At 46.4% G+C, this 17,029-nt stretch carries 15 protein-coding genes and 1 pseudogene; 9 read left to right on the forward strand and 7 right to left on the reverse strand.

The annotated features are described in order from the left end of the window. Nucleotides 1-146 precede the first annotated feature (146 nt). A pseudogene (locus DHAF_RS26540) lies at nt 147-557 on the forward strand (sigma 54-interacting transcriptional regulator); the annotation flags it as partial. 29 nt (nt 558-586) lie between these two features. Here the strand turns inward: DHAF_RS26540 and DHAF_RS03980 are convergent. Next, complete coding sequence (locus tag DHAF_RS03980) at nt 587-1,477, reverse strand: DMT family transporter (RefSeq protein ID WP_015943039.1); 891 nt, start codon at nt 1,475-1,477, stop codon at nt 587-589. 218 nt (nt 1,478-1,695) lie between these two features. Further along, nucleotides 1,696-2,889, reverse strand: a complete 1,194-nt coding sequence (locus DHAF_RS03985) for a zinc ribbon domain-containing protein (RefSeq protein WP_420794930.1) — start codon at nt 2,887-2,889, stop codon at nt 1,696-1,698. Nucleotides 2,890-3,147: 258 nt separating this feature from the next. Here DHAF_RS03985 and argF point away from each other — a divergent pair, with 258 nt between their 5' ends. The 7 genes from argF to DHAF_RS04020 all read left to right on the forward strand — a co-directional run bounded on the left by argF (nt 3,148) and on the right by DHAF_RS04020 (nt 10,886). After that, entirely contained in the window at nt 3,148-4,095 is a 948-nt protein-coding gene (gene argF / locus DHAF_RS03990; protein WP_005808622.1) for an ornithine carbamoyltransferase, read from the forward strand. A gap of 113 nt (nt 4,096-4,208) precedes the next feature. Next, on the forward strand, nt 4,209-5,438 hold the full coding sequence (locus DHAF_RS03995; protein WP_005808619.1) for an argininosuccinate synthase: 1,230 nt from the start codon (nt 4,209-4,211) through the stop codon (nt 5,436-5,438). 106 nt (nt 5,439-5,544) lie between these two features. Continuing rightward, a complete protein-coding gene (gene argH / locus DHAF_RS04000) occupies nt 5,545-6,930 on the forward strand; it encodes an argininosuccinate lyase (protein WP_005808617.1) in 1,386 nt (461 codons plus the stop codon). 273 nt (nt 6,931-7,203) lie between these two features. Then, nucleotides 7,204-8,661 (forward strand): nicotinate phosphoribosyltransferase, encoded by a 1,458-nt coding sequence (locus tag DHAF_RS04005; protein ID WP_005808616.1) that lies wholly within the window; start codon nt 7,204-7,206, stop codon nt 8,659-8,661. Nucleotides 8,662-8,723: 62 nt separating this feature from the next. Continuing rightward, complete coding sequence (gene nadE / locus DHAF_RS04010) at nt 8,724-9,491, forward strand: NAD(+) synthase (protein ID WP_005808614.1); 768 nt, start codon at nt 8,724-8,726, stop codon at nt 9,489-9,491. 111 nt (nt 9,492-9,602) lie between these two features. Then, nucleotides 9,603-10,283 (forward strand): phosphoribosylaminoimidazolesuccinocarboxamide synthase, encoded by a 681-nt coding sequence (locus DHAF_RS04015; RefSeq protein ID WP_005808611.1) that lies wholly within the window; start codon nt 9,603-9,605, stop codon nt 10,281-10,283. 27 nt (nt 10,284-10,310) lie between these two features. Further along, on the forward strand, nt 10,311-10,886 hold the full coding sequence (locus DHAF_RS04020) for a 5' nucleotidase, NT5C type (protein ID WP_011459317.1): 576 nt from the start codon (nt 10,311-10,313) through the stop codon (nt 10,884-10,886). Nucleotides 10,887-10,933: 47 nt separating this feature from the next. Here the strand turns inward: DHAF_RS04020 and DHAF_RS04025 are convergent, their stop codons facing one another. Further along, nucleotides 10,934-11,275, reverse strand: a complete 342-nt coding sequence (locus DHAF_RS04025; protein ID WP_011459318.1) for a nitrous oxide-stimulated promoter family protein — start codon at nt 11,273-11,275, stop codon at nt 10,934-10,936. Between the two features lie 216 nt (nt 11,276-11,491). Beyond that, complete coding sequence (gene murC, locus DHAF_RS04030; RefSeq protein WP_018214193.1) at nt 11,492-12,841, reverse strand: UDP-N-acetylmuramate--L-alanine ligase; 1,350 nt, start codon at nt 12,839-12,841, stop codon at nt 11,492-11,494. A gap of 292 nt (nt 12,842-13,133) precedes the next feature. Here murC and DHAF_RS04035 point away from each other — a divergent pair, with 292 nt between their 5' ends. Further along, nucleotides 13,134-13,511, forward strand: a complete 378-nt coding sequence (locus DHAF_RS04035; RefSeq protein ID WP_015943043.1) for an AMP-binding enzyme — start codon at nt 13,134-13,136, stop codon at nt 13,509-13,511. A 91-nt stretch (nt 13,512-13,602) separates the two neighbouring features. Here DHAF_RS04035 and DHAF_RS04040 read toward each other — a convergent pair whose 3' ends face one another. From DHAF_RS04040 to DHAF_RS04050, 3 genes are all read right to left on the reverse strand, one after another. Continuing rightward, entirely contained in the window at nt 13,603-14,349 is a 747-nt protein-coding gene (locus DHAF_RS04040) for a cytochrome b/b6 domain-containing protein (RefSeq protein WP_041271916.1), read from the reverse strand. 62 nt (nt 14,350-14,411) lie between these two features. Beyond that, nucleotides 14,412-15,815, reverse strand: coding sequence for a nickel-dependent hydrogenase large subunit (locus DHAF_RS04045; protein WP_005808602.1), 1,404 nt, complete (start codon nt 15,813-15,815; stop codon nt 14,412-14,414). Continuing rightward, the gene (locus DHAF_RS04050; RefSeq protein ID WP_005808601.1) at nt 15,812-16,939 is read right to left on the reverse strand and encodes a hydrogenase small subunit; all 1,128 of its coding nucleotides are present in this window, start codon (nt 16,937-16,939) and stop codon (nt 15,812-15,814) included. The genes DHAF_RS04045 and DHAF_RS04050 overlap by 4 nt, the downstream gene beginning before the upstream one ends. Nucleotides 16,940-17,029 lie beyond the last annotated feature (90 nt).

The raw sequence follows: 17,029 nt of genomic DNA on the forward strand, positions 1-17,029 counted from the left end.
CTAAATTCGTTTGGATAGACTGTTGCCACCTGGGGTTTGCGTTGCGAAAGGGTCTTAAATAACGTTGTCTTGGAACATGTTAAAAAGCACGATAATGGATTGAGCCATTGTCGTGCTTTTTAATATTCAGGAGAAGGTGGGAATAAGACACATGCAATATCAATGACAAGCTAAATGGTATTGTTATTCATCTCTCCAGGATCGAAAATCTTAAGAAACTCGTCAACGATTGGCGCGGAGCCAGTGCAACATATTCATTTGAGGATATCCAGGGAAAGGATCCGCTGTTCCTGAAAACTGTAGGAATTGCCAGGCAGTATTCGAAGCTTTATGCCAATGTCCTGATTCATGGAGAAAGCGGGACTGGGAAAGAGTTATTTGCTCAGGCGATTCATAATGCCTCATGCCCCGAAGGCCCTTTTATTTCAATTAACTGTTCCGCTATGCCGCGAAACCTCATTGAAAGCGAACTATTCGGTTATGAGGGCGGGGCTTTTACCGGTGCGGAACGAAAAGGCCGTCCCGGTCTGATTGAACTGGGTAAATCAACGCTTTATAAGAAGCTTAAGGAATATCATTTAGAGTATTAATTTCGTTCATTGTTTTCCTTCTGGTTCTTGACGGCGACGGCCATAGTGGTGGCAATAAGAATCAGAAGGGTTCCTACTACTTGCATTGGGGTCAGAACTTCACCCAGCAGCAGATAGGCCAAAATCAATGCAAAGGGAATTTCGATTATGCTGATCAGGGTACCAACCGATGAACCGATTTTCTGCACTCCTTTTAGAAAGAGAACCACTGGCAGGATTGTACCCAGGAAGGCCATGGCGAAGCCTAAGAATAACTGATACGGTGTGATGGAAAGTAAGGCAGGAAGATTATGCGGAAAAATAAGGGCCGAAATCACCAGACCCATTAAGGAAATCGTGAAGGTAATGGTCCAAATCCCATCTGTTTTTACTACTCTCTGCCCCAATAGAGCATAAATGCCGTAGGCAACAGCTGACAAAACCGACAGAATAAGTCCCAGAGGAGATAAAGCCGTGCTGCTTTCAATACACAGCCCGGAAATAAAAAATAGACCAAGCAGTGCCAGAATCAGCCCAACGATCTGTGCAGCACCGATCTCTTCGTGGTAAAAGATAACAGCCAGGACGGCTACCAGTGCCGGGTGCGCGAACAGAATAACAGTTGCCAGACCAGCCGATAAGTATTTAACCGCCAGAAAGAAAGTGATGGCGGTAGCTATAAAAAATATCCCCTGAAAAAGTACCGCCCGGGAAAACGTCAGTAAAGGCTCTTTGTGGGTGATTAAAAGAAAAAGCCCCAACAAAATGACAGTGGCAAAGAGGCGAAGCACTATGACCAAACTCATCTCTATGCCGGTATTATAAATGTACTTTCCAAGGATGCCCAGAGTAGAATAAAAAACAGCCGATAAAATAATAAGAAGATACCCTTGGTTTCGATCAGACAAGTGCTAACCCCTTTCATATTGAACAAGTTATTTGGGAATTTTATCACGTTGATAATAACATAACCAGGCGGCAGAATCTATAAAATGCATGCACATCCCACAAGTCAAAATGGGATTAAAATGTTTCAGATCGGTCAATGGAAAAGGCCGTTGTTCACTGAACGCTAACATTTAGTGAACAACGGCCTCTTTTGATGCAAGGCAACGAATCTGGAGTGTTAAAGCTTCGTCCCACATTGAGAACAATAGCTGGCGCCTTCCCGCACCTTTTTGCCGCAGGTAGGGCAGAAGTTTACAGATTCCCTCTCCGACTCTTCGGAAGAAGTACCTTCATAGGAAGGTACGGAAGGGGAATGGTAGGGAGATTCAGGTGCTGAATAGGGATTTTCCGGCGGAGTATAGAGGGGAGTTGTCGATGCAGAGCCATAAGAATCTTTCGCAACAGATTCGGAAGAAGTGTTCCAGGGTGTATGGGGTGAATCGGTTGGAGAAGGAGAAGACGGCTCAGCGGGGGCACCCATTCCTGGGTCATGGCTCGCCTGGCCCGGGCTGGGAGAGTAAATAGTGGCGATAAGCGGGGGCTGATCTTCTTCTTCAAGAGTCAATACCCAGACAATAGGCAGAACCGTTAGGAAGGGAGTAGTAAGCAAAGTGAGGATGAAACCAATGTCGGGGGAGCCGCGATAGATGGCATTGACTAACAGCTGGATACCCAATAGGGTAAAAAATGCTCCCCATAAGGGTCCCATATGGCGGCGGTAGAAGTGCCAACTCTCTTTAAAAGCTTGCCCAAAAGCAAAGCTGTTATGATTCAACATATAGTAGGGGGCCGCGGTGATCCACGGAGCCACAAAGAGGCCTACAGCCATAAGGACAAGAATATAAATCAAGCCAAACATGGCCAGGGAATAAGGGGACTCAAACCTCATTGCCAAGAAGATTCCCACACCGATCGCAACACTGCTGATCAAAGTCACTATGGCATACCAGCCTAAGACCCGGGGCAGCCCCTTCAGCTTAATGTCCCGAAACTGTGCTTTTTCAGTGTAAGCTTTTTTGGTAAGGTGAAAAATTCCTGTAAAAAAAACACTGCCTATCAGTATGCTCAATACCATAAGGATGGCTATGCCGCCTAATAATCCCGGCAGCATGCTCATAAAAGGTGCTAATTCTTCCCAGCCAAAAGCATAGTCCAGGGATGGACCGTATTCATATCCCGGGGGAACCGGGATATTGGGATTCATATAGGGGGCCGGGGAAAAGGAAGGGTTCAAGCCATTCATATCGAAAAAAGGCAAAAAGGTTGCACTAAGGGAAATAACGGTGATAATGAATTCTACTAAGGCCAAAAGAATAAAAAAGCCAAAGAGAGGGAGGGCCATTCTCTTGAAAGTTTCAATAGTTTTTTTCATGCGGTCGGTCCAGGTCACTATGTATCCCACCTTTCAGTTCTATAATAATATTACATGGGGGATCACCTTTTGAATAGTCATTTTCGAAACTTTAGATTACCTTATGTGATTCGGAATCTCCTTATACTGAGATAAAGAAGCTGGAAAAATTTAAGCTGGTATAAATTAAAAATAAAACAAAAAGAAGATTGTATTGTTATGCATTAATTAGTATAATAATTCATATTAAAATAAGAACAAATTCTTCTGGAAAGGGAGATGCATATGCCGGTTCTCCATAAAGAGCACTTCACAGGTCGGGATTTTATCTGTCTCCAGGATTTTACACCCGATGAAATTCTTTATATGCTCAAGGTAGCTAAAGAGCTGAAAGAGGAAAAAAAAGGGGGGACTCCCCATCCCATCCTCCAAGGCAAGTCGTTGGCCATGATTTTCACTAAGTCATCCACACGGACCCGGGTTGCGTTTGAAGCCGGCATGCTTCAGTTAGGAGGGCATGCTTTATTTTTGAGCAACCGGGATATTCAAATTGGACGTGGGGAACCTATAAAAGATACCGCTCGTGTCTTATCCCGGATGGTGGATGGAATTATGATCAGAACCCATAGCCATCAGGATGTAATTGAGCTGGCTAAGTATGCTGATATACCCGTCATCAATGGGTTAAGTGATTTTCTTCATCCTACCCAAGTGCTGGCGGATCTGCTGACTATCCAGGAACATAAGCACTGTCTGGAAGGTTTAAAGCTGACCTATATTGGAGATGGGAACAATATGGCCCATTCTTTGATGTTTGCCGGTAAAATGGGAATGCATGTGGTCATAGCCACTCCTGCCGGATATAAGCCCGATGCCCAAGTGGTAGCTCAAGCACAGGCACAAGCTAAACAGTACGGCGGCCTGGTGGAATGGGTGGAGGATCCTCTTGCGGCAGCCGAGGGAGCCGATGTGCTCTACACCGATGTCTGGGCCAGCATGGGGCAGGAAGAAGAGGCCGCAATCCGTATGAAAGCCTTCCAAAGCTACCGGATCGACAGAGAGACCATGGAGAGGGCTCAAGCCAATGCCATCGTCATGCATTGTCTTCCGGCTCACCGGGGAGAAGAAATCACGGAAGAGGTTCTTGAAGGACCTCAATCCGTAGTCTTTGATGAGGCTGAAAATCGACTCCACGCTCATAAAGCAATCATGGCTTTATTGATATAAGAGGCAGGAATTTTGGGTTTTATCAAGAAATTAATAGAGTTAAAGTTTAAAGTGACTTCAGTCAGTCTTTTGTGAAGGAGCTATTTTAGTTCATGTACTAAACTATAGATGACATGTTAAGAAAGGAAGTTATCCCTATGAAAAAGGTAGTGCTTGCGTATTCCGGAGGATTAGATACCTCGATCATCATCCCTTGGCTGAAAGAGAATTATGGCTATGAAGTCATTGCTATGGCCGCTGACCTGGGACAAGGAGAAGAGCTGGAGCCTCTCCACGAAAAAGCGATTAAGAGCGGAGCCAGTAAATTATATATCGAAGATCTGCAAGAAGAATTCGTTACTGATTTCATCTACCCCACCCTAAAAGCCGGAGCTGTCTATGAAGGCAAATATCTTTTGGGAACCTCCTTTGCCCGTCCCCTGATTGCCCAACGTTTAGTAGAGATTGCGGCAAAAGAGGGAGCTGTGGCCATTGCTCACGGTGCCACGGGAAAAGGAAACGACCAGGTTCGCTTTGAGCTGGCTGTCAAAGCCTTAAATCCTGATCTGGAGATCATAGCTCCTTGGCGGATTTGGGATATCAAGTCCCGGGAAGATGCTATTGACTATGCTGTTGAGAGGGGAATTCCTGTCCCTGTAACGAAAGATCGCCCTTACAGTATGGACCGCAATGTCTGGCATCTCAGCCATGAAGGAGGCGATTTAGAAGATCCTTGGAATGAGCCCAAAAAGGATCTCTATCTCCTTGGGGTTTCACCGGAAGATGCTCCCGACGAAGCCGAGTACCTGGAACTGGATTTTGAACAAGGTATTCCTGTTTCTTTAAACGGAGAAAAGTTAGGTCCTGTTCAGCTTTTGGAGACTCTCAATGAGGTTGGCGGCAAACACGGCATTGGCATTGTGGACATGGTGGAAAACCGCTTAGTAGGAATGAAATCCCGGGGGGTTTATGAGACTCCCGGTGGTACCATTCTCTATACAGCTCATCAAGCCCTGGAACATTTGACCTTGGATCGTTTGACCCTTCATTATAAGGAGCAAATCGCCCTGAAATACGCTGAATTGGTTTACGACGGCGTTTGGCATTCTCCTTTGCGGGAAGCCCTGGATGCCTTCGTGGATGTTACCCAGAAAAATGTCACCGGAACGGTACGCCTGAAGCTTTATAAAGGCAATTGCAGCTTAGCCGGTGTGAAATCCCCCTACTCCCTCTATAGTGAAGAATTTGCTACCTTCGGACGGGATGGGGTCTATAACCAAAAGGATGCTGAAGGTTTCATCAATCTCTTCGGTCTTCCTCTTAAAGTAAGAGCGTTAATGGAAAAGAAATCAGGGTTGAGATAAGGTAAGTTGGCTTATCCACTGTGTGGATAAGCAGATAAGAGAGAGAAAGCGCCCTCGGGGCGCTTTTCTTACATGAAAGTTTTTTACAGGAAAGGATGAAGCATAGATGAAACTTTGGGGTGGTCGTTTTGAAAAATCAACAGATGCCTTAGTGGAGGATTTTCATTCCTCAATCTCCTTTGACCAACGGTTGTACAAGCAGGATATTCAAGGGAGCATCGCCCATGCGCGGATGCTGGGAGAGATCGGGGTCCTGACCTCGGCAGAAGCACAGCAAATCATTGAAGGACTTAAAGGCATTTTAACCGACATTCGGGAGGGAAAAATCCAATTCGAGATCGGGGCCGAAGACATTCATATGAATGTAGAGAAACTGCTCACGGAGCGGGTAGGGACCGTAGGGAAGAAAGTTCATACGGGACGCAGCCGCAATGATCAGGTAGCCCTGGATCTGCGTCTGTTTCTGCGGGAAGAAATTGACCATACCCAGGAGCTGCTGATTGCTCTTCTACGGACCGTTTTGGACCTTGCCAAAGAGCATCAGGAGACCTATATGCCGGGCTATACCCACCTGCAAAAGGCCCAACCTATTTCCTTTGCCCACCATATGATGGCCTATGCGCAAATGTTTCTCCGTGACTTAGGCCGGCTAAAGGATACTCGCCAACGGCTTAATGTATCCCCTTTAGGCTCCGGAGCTTTAGCGGGAACCACCTTTCCCTTAGAGCGGGAGATGGTGGCCCAAGAGCTGGGTTTTGACGGCATCACCTGGAATTCCCTCGATGGGGTGAGTGACCGGGATTTTGCTTTGGAATTCCTCAGTGCGGCTTCCATCTTAATGATGCATCTCAGCCGGCTTTGCGAGGAATTGGTTCTTTGGTCCACGGGAGAGTTTCAATTTGTGATTATGGATGACGGTTACTCCACCGGCTCCAGCATTATGCCCCAAAAGAAGAACCCCGATGTGGCCGAATTAGTCCGTGGCAAGACGGGCCGTGTCTATGGTGATCTAGTCGCTTTGCTTACCGTAATGAAAGGGCTTCCTTTAGCTTATAATAAGGACATGCAGGAAGATAAGGAACAGGTTTTTGATGCGGTGGATACCATCCAGAAATCTCTCCTTGTGGTAGAGCCCATGCTCCGCACCATGAAGGTCAATAAAAAAGCTATGGCTGAAGGTGCCAAGGGTGGCTTCACCAACGCCACGGATTTAGCGGATTATCTGGCCAAGAAAAATGTTCCCTTCAGAGAAGCCCATGAAATCGTGGGCAAGCTGGTCCTTTACTGTTCTAAACGGGGCTGTGGCCTGGAAGATCTCACTTTAAAGGAGTTCCAGGAGCATTCGGACGTATTTGCTGAAGATCTTTTTGAAAGCATCGGCATTGAGTACTGTGTCCGTCAACGCCATATTCCCGGCGGTCCTTCTCCCGAAAGCGTGGCTCAAGCTATTCTCTGGACGGAGCATATTTTGGAACAATTTACAGGTGGATAATGTGGATAAGTGGAAAAACCTGTGGATAAGCTTGAATAATACCTATACGGGGTATAAATTAAAAGCAAGAGATCCTGAAAATCAAGGGGCACAAGCTTATTTGTAAAGAGAACTTTAAAAAACTCTGTGCATAGTGTGGATAACTTTGTGGATAACTACAGAATAAGTCACAGGTTCACGGGGATAAATTGGGATAGATTCTTCCTTTGTGGGGATAAAATGAGAACAAATGTGTGTAAATATGTCCTACCAGGAAAGAGGAGGGCTGCTTAAGTGCAGGATGTTGCTCTGTTAACTGATTTATATCAACTCACGATGATGCAAGGCTATTACCAAAATGGTTATGAAAATAAGGAAGCGGTCTTTGATCTTTATTTTCGCAAAATCCCCAGTGGGGGCGGTTATGTTATAGCTGCGGGCCTGGAGCAGGTCGTGGAGTATATTGAAAATTTGCGGTTTTCTTCAGAGGACATGGCTTATCTCAGGGGATTAAACATATTCGATGAGGGGTTTCTTAATCTATTGAAGGATTTCCGATTCCATGGCGATATAGATGCCGTTCCTGAGGGGACTGTGGTTTTTCCCTATGAACCGTTGGTGCGGGTGAAAGGCCGGATCCTTGAAGCTCAGCTTATCGAGACAGCGCTCCTTAATATAATAAACTTTGAGACGCTTATTGCCACGAAAGCCTCCCGGGTAGTAGCTGCTGCCGGTGGAGGAAGTGTCATGGAATTTGGTTTAAGACGGGCCCAGGGACCTGATGCCGGGATATTAGGTTCGCGAGCGGCCTTTATCGGAGGGTGCCAATTTACTTCCAATGTGCTGGCTGGAAAACGCTATGGCATCCCCCTATCGGGAACTCAAGCCCATAGTTGGATTCAGTGCTTTCCTGACGAGCTGGAAGCTTTCCGGGCCTATGCCAGAACCTTCCCGGATCAATGCCTGCTTTTAGTTGATACTTATAATGTGCTTAAATCCGGAGTCCCCAACGCCATCAAGGTAGGGCTGGAGCTGGAGGCGGAAGGACATCGCTTTTTAGGCATCCGCATTGATAGCGGCGATTTAACGTATCTTTCCCGGGAAGCCCGCAAAATGTTGGATCAAGCAGGCCTTGAACATGCACGAATTGTGGCCTCCAATGATTTGGATGAGCATACCATCTCAGCTATTCGCGCTCAAGGGGCGGCTATCGATTCCTGGGGGGTAGGCACTCACTTAATTACCTCCAAGGATACCCCGGCTTTAGGCGGAGTCTACAAGCTCTCGGCCGAAGGCCAGAAGGGGGTCTTTGAGCCCCGCCTTAAAGTCTCGGAGAATATCTCCAAGATAACCAACCCTGGTATTAAGAAGATCGTGCGCTTTTACGATCGGCGCGGAAAAGCCATGGCGGATTTAATTGCCTTAGAGGATGAGCATTTTGAAGAACCCTTAACCATCTTCGACCCTATTGAGACATGGAAGCGCAAAACCCTCACTGATTTTAAGACCCGGGAGCTCCTGAGGCCGGTTTTCCGGGGGGGCAGGCGAGTCTATGAACTGCCCTATCTCAAAGATATCCAGACCTACGCCCAGCACGAATGTGAGACCTTATGGGATGAAGTGAAACGTCTGGTTAACCCACACCGCTATATCGTGGACTTATCGCCGAAGCTCTTCGAGCTAAGGCAGTCCCTGCTCCTGGAAATCAGTACTAAGATAGAGGAAGAGCAGACTAAAAGATTATCCAAATGATTTGTTCAAAAAGCGGTTCATAGTGAACCGCTTCAAGGAATATCTTACAAGGAGGAAAAACTATGTGGAGTGCTGAGGAATTAGAAATACGAATTAACCGGGCTGTAGAATGGCTCCGGGAGCGTGTCCAAGAAGCTCGTGCCCAAGGGCTGGTGATCGGTGTCTCAGGCGGGGTAGATTCCGCAGTGGTGGCGGGGTTATGTAAACGGGCTTTTCCCCACAATTCCATCGGAGTCATACTACCGGCGGGGTCCAATCCTATGGACAGAGAAGATGCATGGCTTGCGACAGAGGCATTATCTCTCAAGGCCGTTGAAATCGATTTGACTCAAGCTCACCAGGGCATCCTGGCTTCGGTCAAGAAGGCTCTCACCGCTCAAGAATATACCTTCGAGGAGCAATTAAGCCAAGGAAACCTTAAGGCACGCCTGCGTATGTCCACCTTATACACCGTAGCTAACTCCCTTAATTATCTTGTGGTGGGGACAGACAATGCTCCTGAGGCCTATACAGGTTATTTTACTAAATATGGGGATGGGGGAGTGGATATTCTCCCGATTGCCTCTCTGACCAAGGCTGAAGTACGAGCCTGGGCCGCCCAGCTAGGGCTTCCGGAAAAAATAGTGAATCGGGTTCCCACAGCTGGATTGTGGGAAGGGCAAACTGATGAACAGGAAATGGGCATTACCTACGACCTGATCGATCGCTATCTTCTTGGAGAAGGGGTACCTGAAGAGAGGCAAGAGAAGATTGAAAAAATGCATCAGCAGAGTGAGCATAAAAGACAGCTCCCCCCAGCCTTGGAACTGCCTAAGCTGCCCAAATTATAGGGCGTGTCATTTCTTAGCCTTCGCTGGGTAAAAATGGTATGCTATAAAATATAAAATGCCCTAACTAAGCATGCAAAAATATAAAGCAATAAAAGAAAGAGGTAGAAACAGATGGAATTGGTTTATACGGGAAAAACAAAAGATGTCTATGCCTTAGAAGACGGCAACTGCTTGCTGAAGTTCAAGGATGATGTCACTGGGGAAAATGGGGTCTTCGATCCGGGTGCCAACACTGTAGGGCTGCAAATCGAAGGAGCAGGAAAAGCAGGCCTGCGGCTGACCAAGTATTTTTTTGAGAAAATTAACGCTCTGGGCATCCCAACCCATTATATCGATGCCGACCTGGAAGCGGGCACCATGAAAGTAAAAAAAGCCACTCCTTTCGGACAAGGCTTGGAGGTCATTTGCCGTTATCGGGCAGTGGGAAGTTTTCTGCGCCGCTACGGGAAATATGCTCAGGATGGACAACCTTTAGATGCTTTTGTGGAAGTGACCCTGAAAGATGATGATAGAAATGATCCCCCCATTACTGAAGACGCTTTAGATATGCTGGGAATTTTGTCTCAAGACGAATATAAAGTGTTGAAAGAACTAACTCAGAAGATTGCGGGAATCGTAAAGGAAGAGTTAGCACAAAAAGGTATGGAACTTTATGACATCAAATTTGAGTTCGGCAGAATCGGTGATGATAAGCAAATTGCTTTAATCGATGAGATTTCCGGAGGAAATATGCGGGCCTATAAAGACGGACGCCGGGTAGAGCCTCTGGAATTAGAAGAATTAATGCGCTAAGAATAATTTAAAGGAGAGGACAGTCCTTTGCGAATAGGTGTAGACATCGACGGGGTAGTTTCCGACAGCTATAAAGCTTGGCTCGGAAAGCTGAACCGGCACTTTGGGACCAATATCTTAGAACTGAAAAATTATGATATGCATTTGGATTTTGGTGTGTCTTGGGAGGAAATGGGGAAGTACTTCGAAGATAATGTGGCCACCTTGTTCGATATTCCCGACCCGGTAGCCGGGGCTAAGGAAGGCATTGAAAGGCTCCTCCGCCAGGGTCATGAAGTGGTCTATGTTACCGCCCGATCCCTGGATGAGGAAGTCCATACTCTTCGTTGGCTGAAAAAGCACAAGATACCCCATGAACAGATCCTCTTTACAGGCTTCCAAAGCAAAGTGGATTATGTACTGCAATGGCAGCTGGAGATATTCCTCGAGGATTTTCTGGGGAATGCCCAGGCAATCTCTGAAGCAGGAGTACCTGTGCTTCTCTTGGACGCCAGCTATAACCAAGGAGAACTGTCCTCAGGAATTATCCGTTGCCAGGATTGGCAGGAAATAGTGAGGGAGATCGGAAGAAGAGCACCTTATTCGAGATCTGTCACTATGTAAAAAGGAATGGCCTCTATATGGGGCCATTCCTTAGTTTTTCGAACCTGTCAGCCAATCCTATCTTCTCCAATCTGCGGCTTATGCCTTTTATCAATAACATGCTGTATAGTCATCAACGGATGATGGAGGATCATTCGGGGGCCTGCGTAACGCATAACAGTGCGAATCCTTTCCCGCATATCCTTTTTATAACAATGTACGGTGCAATCACCGCAGACCGGCTTATCTTCTCCAAACCTGCAATGCTCTGCCCGCTTCTGGGAATAAGTCAAGAGTTCCTGGCATTCTGCACACAGGTCGCCAATGGGCTTATGGTTGTCTTTACAATAGAGCATGATCATAACCTTGACGGTCTTCTTTTCCCGTTCTGCACGAGTGGCCTGAGCCATGTTACCCCTCCTTCACCAGTGAAGGTCTTATCTATCAGCTTTTAATTTATAGTATACCATAGTAAGCCCAGACTACGAAAAGTTTGCTCTGATTTGCGGCGGAGGCAATGTAAGAAAGCCCTGAAATACAGCAAATACTGTGATTCAAGGCTAAGGAATCTAAAACAATCTCAACCCAATAGAATAGTCATAGAGTTGGCCTATCGGCCTACTTGTTCAGCACACTAAACTTTGCCCCACCTTATAGATATCCCCTGCACCCAGGGTCAGAACCAGATCCCCGGGGGAAAGGGTCTGGGCAAGATAAGTTTGAATTTCTTCAAGGGAGTGGATATAACGGGCATTGACTCCCTGCTGGCTGATTAAATCCGCCAGAGAGGAAGCTGAAATGGTATTGAGATTTGTTTCCCGGGCGGAAGCGAAAATTTCGGCGATGACCACTTCATCAGCAGCCTGGAAGGATTGGGAGAACTCTTGGAGGAGCTTTTCTGTGCGGCTAAAGGTATGGGGCTGGAATACGGCCCGAATACGGCGGTCAGGGAAGGAGAGTCTTGCACCTTCAAGGGTTGAGCGGATTTCCGTGGGATGGTGAGCATAGTCATCGACGATAAGGGCTCCGGCATTCTGTCCAATATGTTCGAAGCGGCGTTTGGTGCCATTAAAATGGCTTAATGACTCCAGTACTTTTTCCGTAGGAACGCCGATTTCCAAACACAGGGCGATGCTCGCCAAGGCATTGAGAATATTATGCTTGCCACTGACATGGAGATGGAATTCTCCCAGTACAGTTCCATGAGCGACGATGGTCATAGTGCTTCCTTCATCATGGAACTGAATATTGGTAGCATAGACATCGGCTTCCTCATTCAACCCGAAGGTTATGATCGGTGATTGAGCTTGAATGGCTTTTCTTTGAGGGTCTTCATGCCAGATGAAAATCCTGCCGTGGGGTGGTATCTTCTGGGCGATTTCCGAAAAAGCACACACCACATCATCTAAATCCTTGAAATAATCCGGATGATCAAACTCGATATTCGTAATAATCAAGTATTCTGGAGAATAATTCAGAAAATGACGACGGTATTCACAGGATTCGGCCAGAAAGAAATCGCCTTGACCAGAATAGGCATTTCCGCCGATGCTGGGAACATCACTGCCCACCACAATGGTAGGGTCAATTCCCGATTGAAGGAGAGCCAGCCCAATCATGGCTGTGGTAGTCGTTTTACCATGGGTACCGGCGACGGCAATACCCCGTTTTTTGGACATGAGCCTGCCCAAGAATTGTGGATAGGAATAGACAGGAATATTTAATTCCCGCGCCCGGGCGATTTCTTCATGATTTTCACCATAAGCAGCTGAGGCTACAACAATATCAGCCTTTTCAACATTGGCAGCGGAAAAGTTAAGAACAGGAATATGAGCACGCTCCAGAACCGCATCAGTAAAGAAGCGCTCCGGAACATCTGAGCCCGTAATATGGGCTCCTTCAATATGAGCGGTAACTTGAGCCAAAGCACTCATTCCTGTTCCTTTGATTCCAACAAAATGAATATGTAACGGCAAGATGCATCTTCCCTTTCAGTTTCGAACTCTACACTCCATTATACCCAATAGTGAGGTAAAATGTATCATTTTATACTCGGAAATTTTTAGGCGGTTATGGATGAATTGAGAAGGCGTTCAACCCCTAAAGTGGCTTATACTGGGCTTCACAAGCATTTCGCGGAAGAATACAAACCGCTCGCATAAAAATTCAGACAATTCGGAGAGAATTATAGAGGAAAATGAAATGACAGTCTATAATAAATAAAAAGACCTTAAAGTGAACGGAACCGTCTTTAGAGGAGGGGTTAGAATGGGTGGAGCAGAGATCGCTTTAGCAAAAGAAAGAGATATGTGGGACGGAGTATTCATGGATGGATTCCGTTCGGGAACGAGTACCATCAGCTACTATCAGTTGGAATCTGTTTTAATGGATTTTCCGCGGGTTCTAGAAGCTGGTGTGGTGGCTAAGTCCGATGATCTTACACAGTGTCAGATTTTAAGCGTATATTTGGCACTGGAAGATGGCCTGGGCAGTGATGCGGACTATGAGCGCTTTACTCAAGAGGTTGTTCACTATGTTCGGGAACATTTTTCCCTTCGGTGCACCATCGATGTTAAAATCAAAGAAAAACTTCCTATGACCCGTTCAGGGAAGATTTTAAGAACAGTCTTACAAGGCTGGAATTAAGTACAGTATAAGATAGATTAAAATAAGGATAAAAAAAGTTCCCTTAAGTAAGGAACTTTTTTTGTTTGCCTCAACGGCTCAGCCTGCCTCGCTATCGTTTAGTATGATAATCTGGTCTTTGATATGCGGGGCTTTTTTCACAGTTCTTCTGTTCATACCCCGTAACCATGGACTGGAGTTTGCTAAGATTTTCTGTGAGGCCCAGGTAAATGTGGAGAAGAATGGTGGAAGCAAAGTAAATAGCTCCAAAATATTTAATTATGCGCAGGACTTGAATACCCCCTAAGAGCTTTATAACCCAATCCAGACGTTCTCCCGCCCAGTAGGAGGCTAGGGAGATGAAGACCAGAAAAGGAAAAAGCAGAAACCAGCTGGTGAAAATCACTTTTTGCCCTGAATTATACTGCCCATAAGGAGGAAGATCCGAACGGAGATAAAAATAATAGGCAAAAACTTTAGGAAGGTTCTTTATATCCTGCCAAGAGAGAAGGAGTGTTTTATCCTTGTGCATAAGCATATCCACTAAACGAAAGATGAAAAAGGCCGAGGCAAGCCAGCCAAAGCCCACATGCATCACGAAGACTTTGCTATAGGGCAGCGCCAGAAAGGGGAGGGGCTGATGAAGGATTAAACCGGTAAGAATAATTGCAATAAGAGAAAAGGCAAATCCCCAATGGAAAAAGCGGACTGAGGCAGGTTGTCTCATCTCAATATGATTAATTAATTGATCTTTATTTAATTCTTTCACGACCGGCTTGCGGATTTTGAGCTGGGGTTGGGAACCTTGGTTTTTTTTATTGTATTTCACGATTTCACCTCCGCACCCCACGAGAACCATTCACGTTTGTGTGTAAAGTCAGTTTTTTAGGTTCTTGCGATTTTTTAAGTCTTTTATAATAGTCAGACCCGGATATCTAAAGTGCGGAGTTGTTCTCCGTCAATGAGATGCACACTGCAGGAAAAGCAAGGGTCGAAGGAGCGAATCACTCTTCCGGCTTCTTTTAATTCCGGATGCTTGATGGTGAGGCCGCGAATGGATAATTCTCCTACACTGCAGTTACCGGCTTCATCCCGCGAACTAAAGTTCCAAGTCGATGGTGTTATGATTTGATAATGCTTAACCCGTCCTTTTTCGATTTTTACCCAATGACCTAAAGTCCCTCGCATGGCCTCCACATAGCCTATACCCATGCCTGATTCTTGCTGGACTTTGGTATTTAAAGTCTCTGCTCCAGGAACCAGGCGCTCCAGCCAGATCATGGCCGCTTCGGCAATCTTCTTGGTTTCCATGACCCGAGACCAATGACGGCCAAGAGTGCCATAGCCGATAATTTTTTCCTTGGCTATCACGGCCCGGGCTAAGGGGCCTACTTCCAGGGCATGCCCCTGGTAGCGGGGAGCCTTAACCCAGGTATAGCCTTGAGGTTGACTCTTGTCCGGCTCGGTTATTCCCTGCCAAGGGTGAGCGGGGGGAGTTGGTTTATACCAGGATGTTGTCACCTCCTCCAGGATTAACCGGTCATCAAAGGGCTGGTGTTTATCTTCGAGCACAATCCCGTGAGGAAATAAGGTACCGCCATCCGGTTGGGTGAAGCCTCCCACTGAGAGAAAGCTACCATTGCCTTTTCCCAGGTGGACATACTCCGGGTAGCGTTTTACCAGGAGCTCTATATCGGGTATCATAACATTATTGATAAATTCGAGAATTTTGATCAAATAGCCGCGATAGCGATTGATTTTATCGGCATCCACATGCATGGTGCATCCACCGGGTACAATTCCGTGCCCATGGGGAGCCTTTCCTCCGAATACACCGAAGGCGGCATGAGCATCCCGGGAAATCTCCACAGCTTGAAAATAATGCTCCGTCATGCGTTGGTTTTCTTCAGTATTAAATCGGATATCGCCCTCTAAATGAGGTGTAAAAGGAGGAATGTCAGGTCCTTTAAAATAATCCGGCATACTCATGAGATAGAAATGCCGAATATGATTCTGCAGGAAATCACTGCCCATAATAAGATTGCGTTGGATCAATCCATTGGAGGGAACAGTCATGCCAAGTGCTTGTTCTACAGCAAAAGCTGCCGCTACAGCATGAACGGAGGAACATATGCCACAGATGCGCTGAGTGTAATAAGGCATATCAAAAGCAGGGCGCCCTTCGAGAATCTGCTCAAAGCCTCGGTAAAGGGTATCCGAAATAAAAGCTTCTTGTATAACTCCGTTTTCCAGATAAGCTTCCACTAACATTGGATTATGAATGCGAGTAAATGGAAAGATAACTTTCTTTTCCAGCAAGCTCACTCCTTTGGTTTCTTCGGGCGATATTGATGACAGAATTTAACCTTTTTTACCTTAATCTTTTTCTTCTTTTCTTTGATGGTGGACCTGATGAAATTGCGATGAAGGCGGCCCTTGTAAAAGGAAGATAAAAAATAACCACCGATTCCTAGAGTGGCTAATCCCAAGACCCCCCTGCCGATTCGATCCGTTGCCGCCCGGCTTCCTCCTGGAAAAGGGATATCGGGAAAATGGGCGGTAAAGGGTTCCATAAGGTCAGGATAACCGGGCTCGGTACAGCCGATACAGGGGGAATTGCACCCTATAGGCCAATTATAATGATCGTTCCAGCGACGGATCGGACAATCCGCATAGGTGACCGGTCCTTTACAGCCTACCCGGTAAAGGCATTCTTTCTGACCGATATCTGTGGCAAATATGCCCTGGTCGTAGTAGCGGCGACGGGGACAATTATTATGAATAGTCTCCCCAAAAAACATTTTCGGCCGGCCGAATTTCTCCAATTCAGGCTCACCATAAAGAGCTAAGTGAAGGAGAGTTCCCATGATCCAATCCGGATGGGCGGGGCAGCCGGAGACATTGATCACCCGGCGCTCGGGCAAAATATTTTGTACACCGGTAGACTGTGTAGGATTAGGGTAACCGGCGACGGGTCCCCCATAGGTAGCGCAATGGCCAACAGCCACTACGTATTTGGCTTTTAACCCCAGTCTGCGCACCAGATCCAGACCGGTGATCAGTTGACCGTTTTCCAATCCGGCGTAATTATAATGACCTCCGTCCCGGCGAATCATAGAACCTTGAACAAGAAGAACAAACTCATGAGCTTGATTTTTTTCGATCTCCAACAAGACGTCGTAGGCCAGCTCCCCTTGTGATTGCATCATGGTCCAGTCATAACGCCATTCAGTAATGTTGGTAAATATATCGGATAGAGTGGGTGACCAGATATTATCCAAAGAAATGCTGTCACCGGTACAGGTTCCTGTCTCCACCATAATAATGGGAAGTTTATTGATTTCTCCTTGTGCGAGGGCTTTTTCCAGTTCGGGGGTTACTAAGCTGATGAAGTTGCCCAGAATTGCGCCTTTGACCACCAGCTTAAGAAATTCTCGACGATTAAGCACGGCATAACCCTCCTTAATAAATTATTCTCCCCAGAATATGTAAAAAAATCCGTCTAGGTAGAGCAGTGCATGCAAATAGTTATGAATTAA

It is taken from the genome of Desulfitobacterium hafniense DCB-2 (assembly GCF_000021925.1).
Lineage (GTDB): Bacteria > Bacillota > Desulfitobacteriia > Desulfitobacteriales > Desulfitobacteriaceae > Desulfitobacterium > Desulfitobacterium hafniense.

Coding starts and splice junctions, on each gene's coding strand:
- DHAF_RS04025 (WP_011459318.1), bottom strand. CDS start 11,275: ATGGCTCAGGCCACTCGTGCAGAACGGGAAAAGAAGACCGTCAAGGTT.
- argF (WP_005808622.1), top strand. CDS start 3,148: ATGCATATGCCGGTTCTCCATAAAGAGCACTTCACAGGTCGGGATTTT.
- nadE (WP_005808614.1), top strand. CDS start 8,724: ATGTGGAGTGCTGAGGAATTAGAAATACGAATTAACCGGGCTGTAGAA.
- DHAF_RS04035 (WP_015943043.1), top strand. CDS start 13,134: ATGGGTGGAGCAGAGATCGCTTTAGCAAAAGAAAGAGATATGTGGGAC.
- DHAF_RS03985 (WP_420794930.1), bottom strand. CDS start 2,889: ATGAAAAAAACTATTGAAACTTTCAAGAGAATGGCCCTCCCTCTCTTT.
- DHAF_RS03995 (WP_005808619.1), top strand. CDS start 4,209: ATGTTAAGAAAGGAAGTTATCCCTATGAAAAAGGTAGTGCTTGCGTAT.
- DHAF_RS04015 (WP_005808611.1), top strand. CDS start 9,603: ATGGAATTGGTTTATACGGGAAAAACAAAAGATGTCTATGCCTTAGAA.
- argH (WP_005808617.1), top strand. CDS start 5,545: ATGAAACTTTGGGGTGGTCGTTTTGAAAAATCAACAGATGCCTTAGTG.
- DHAF_RS04040 (WP_041271916.1), bottom strand. CDS start 14,349: ATGGTTCTCGTGGGGTGCGGAGGTGAAATCGTGAAATACAATAAAAAA.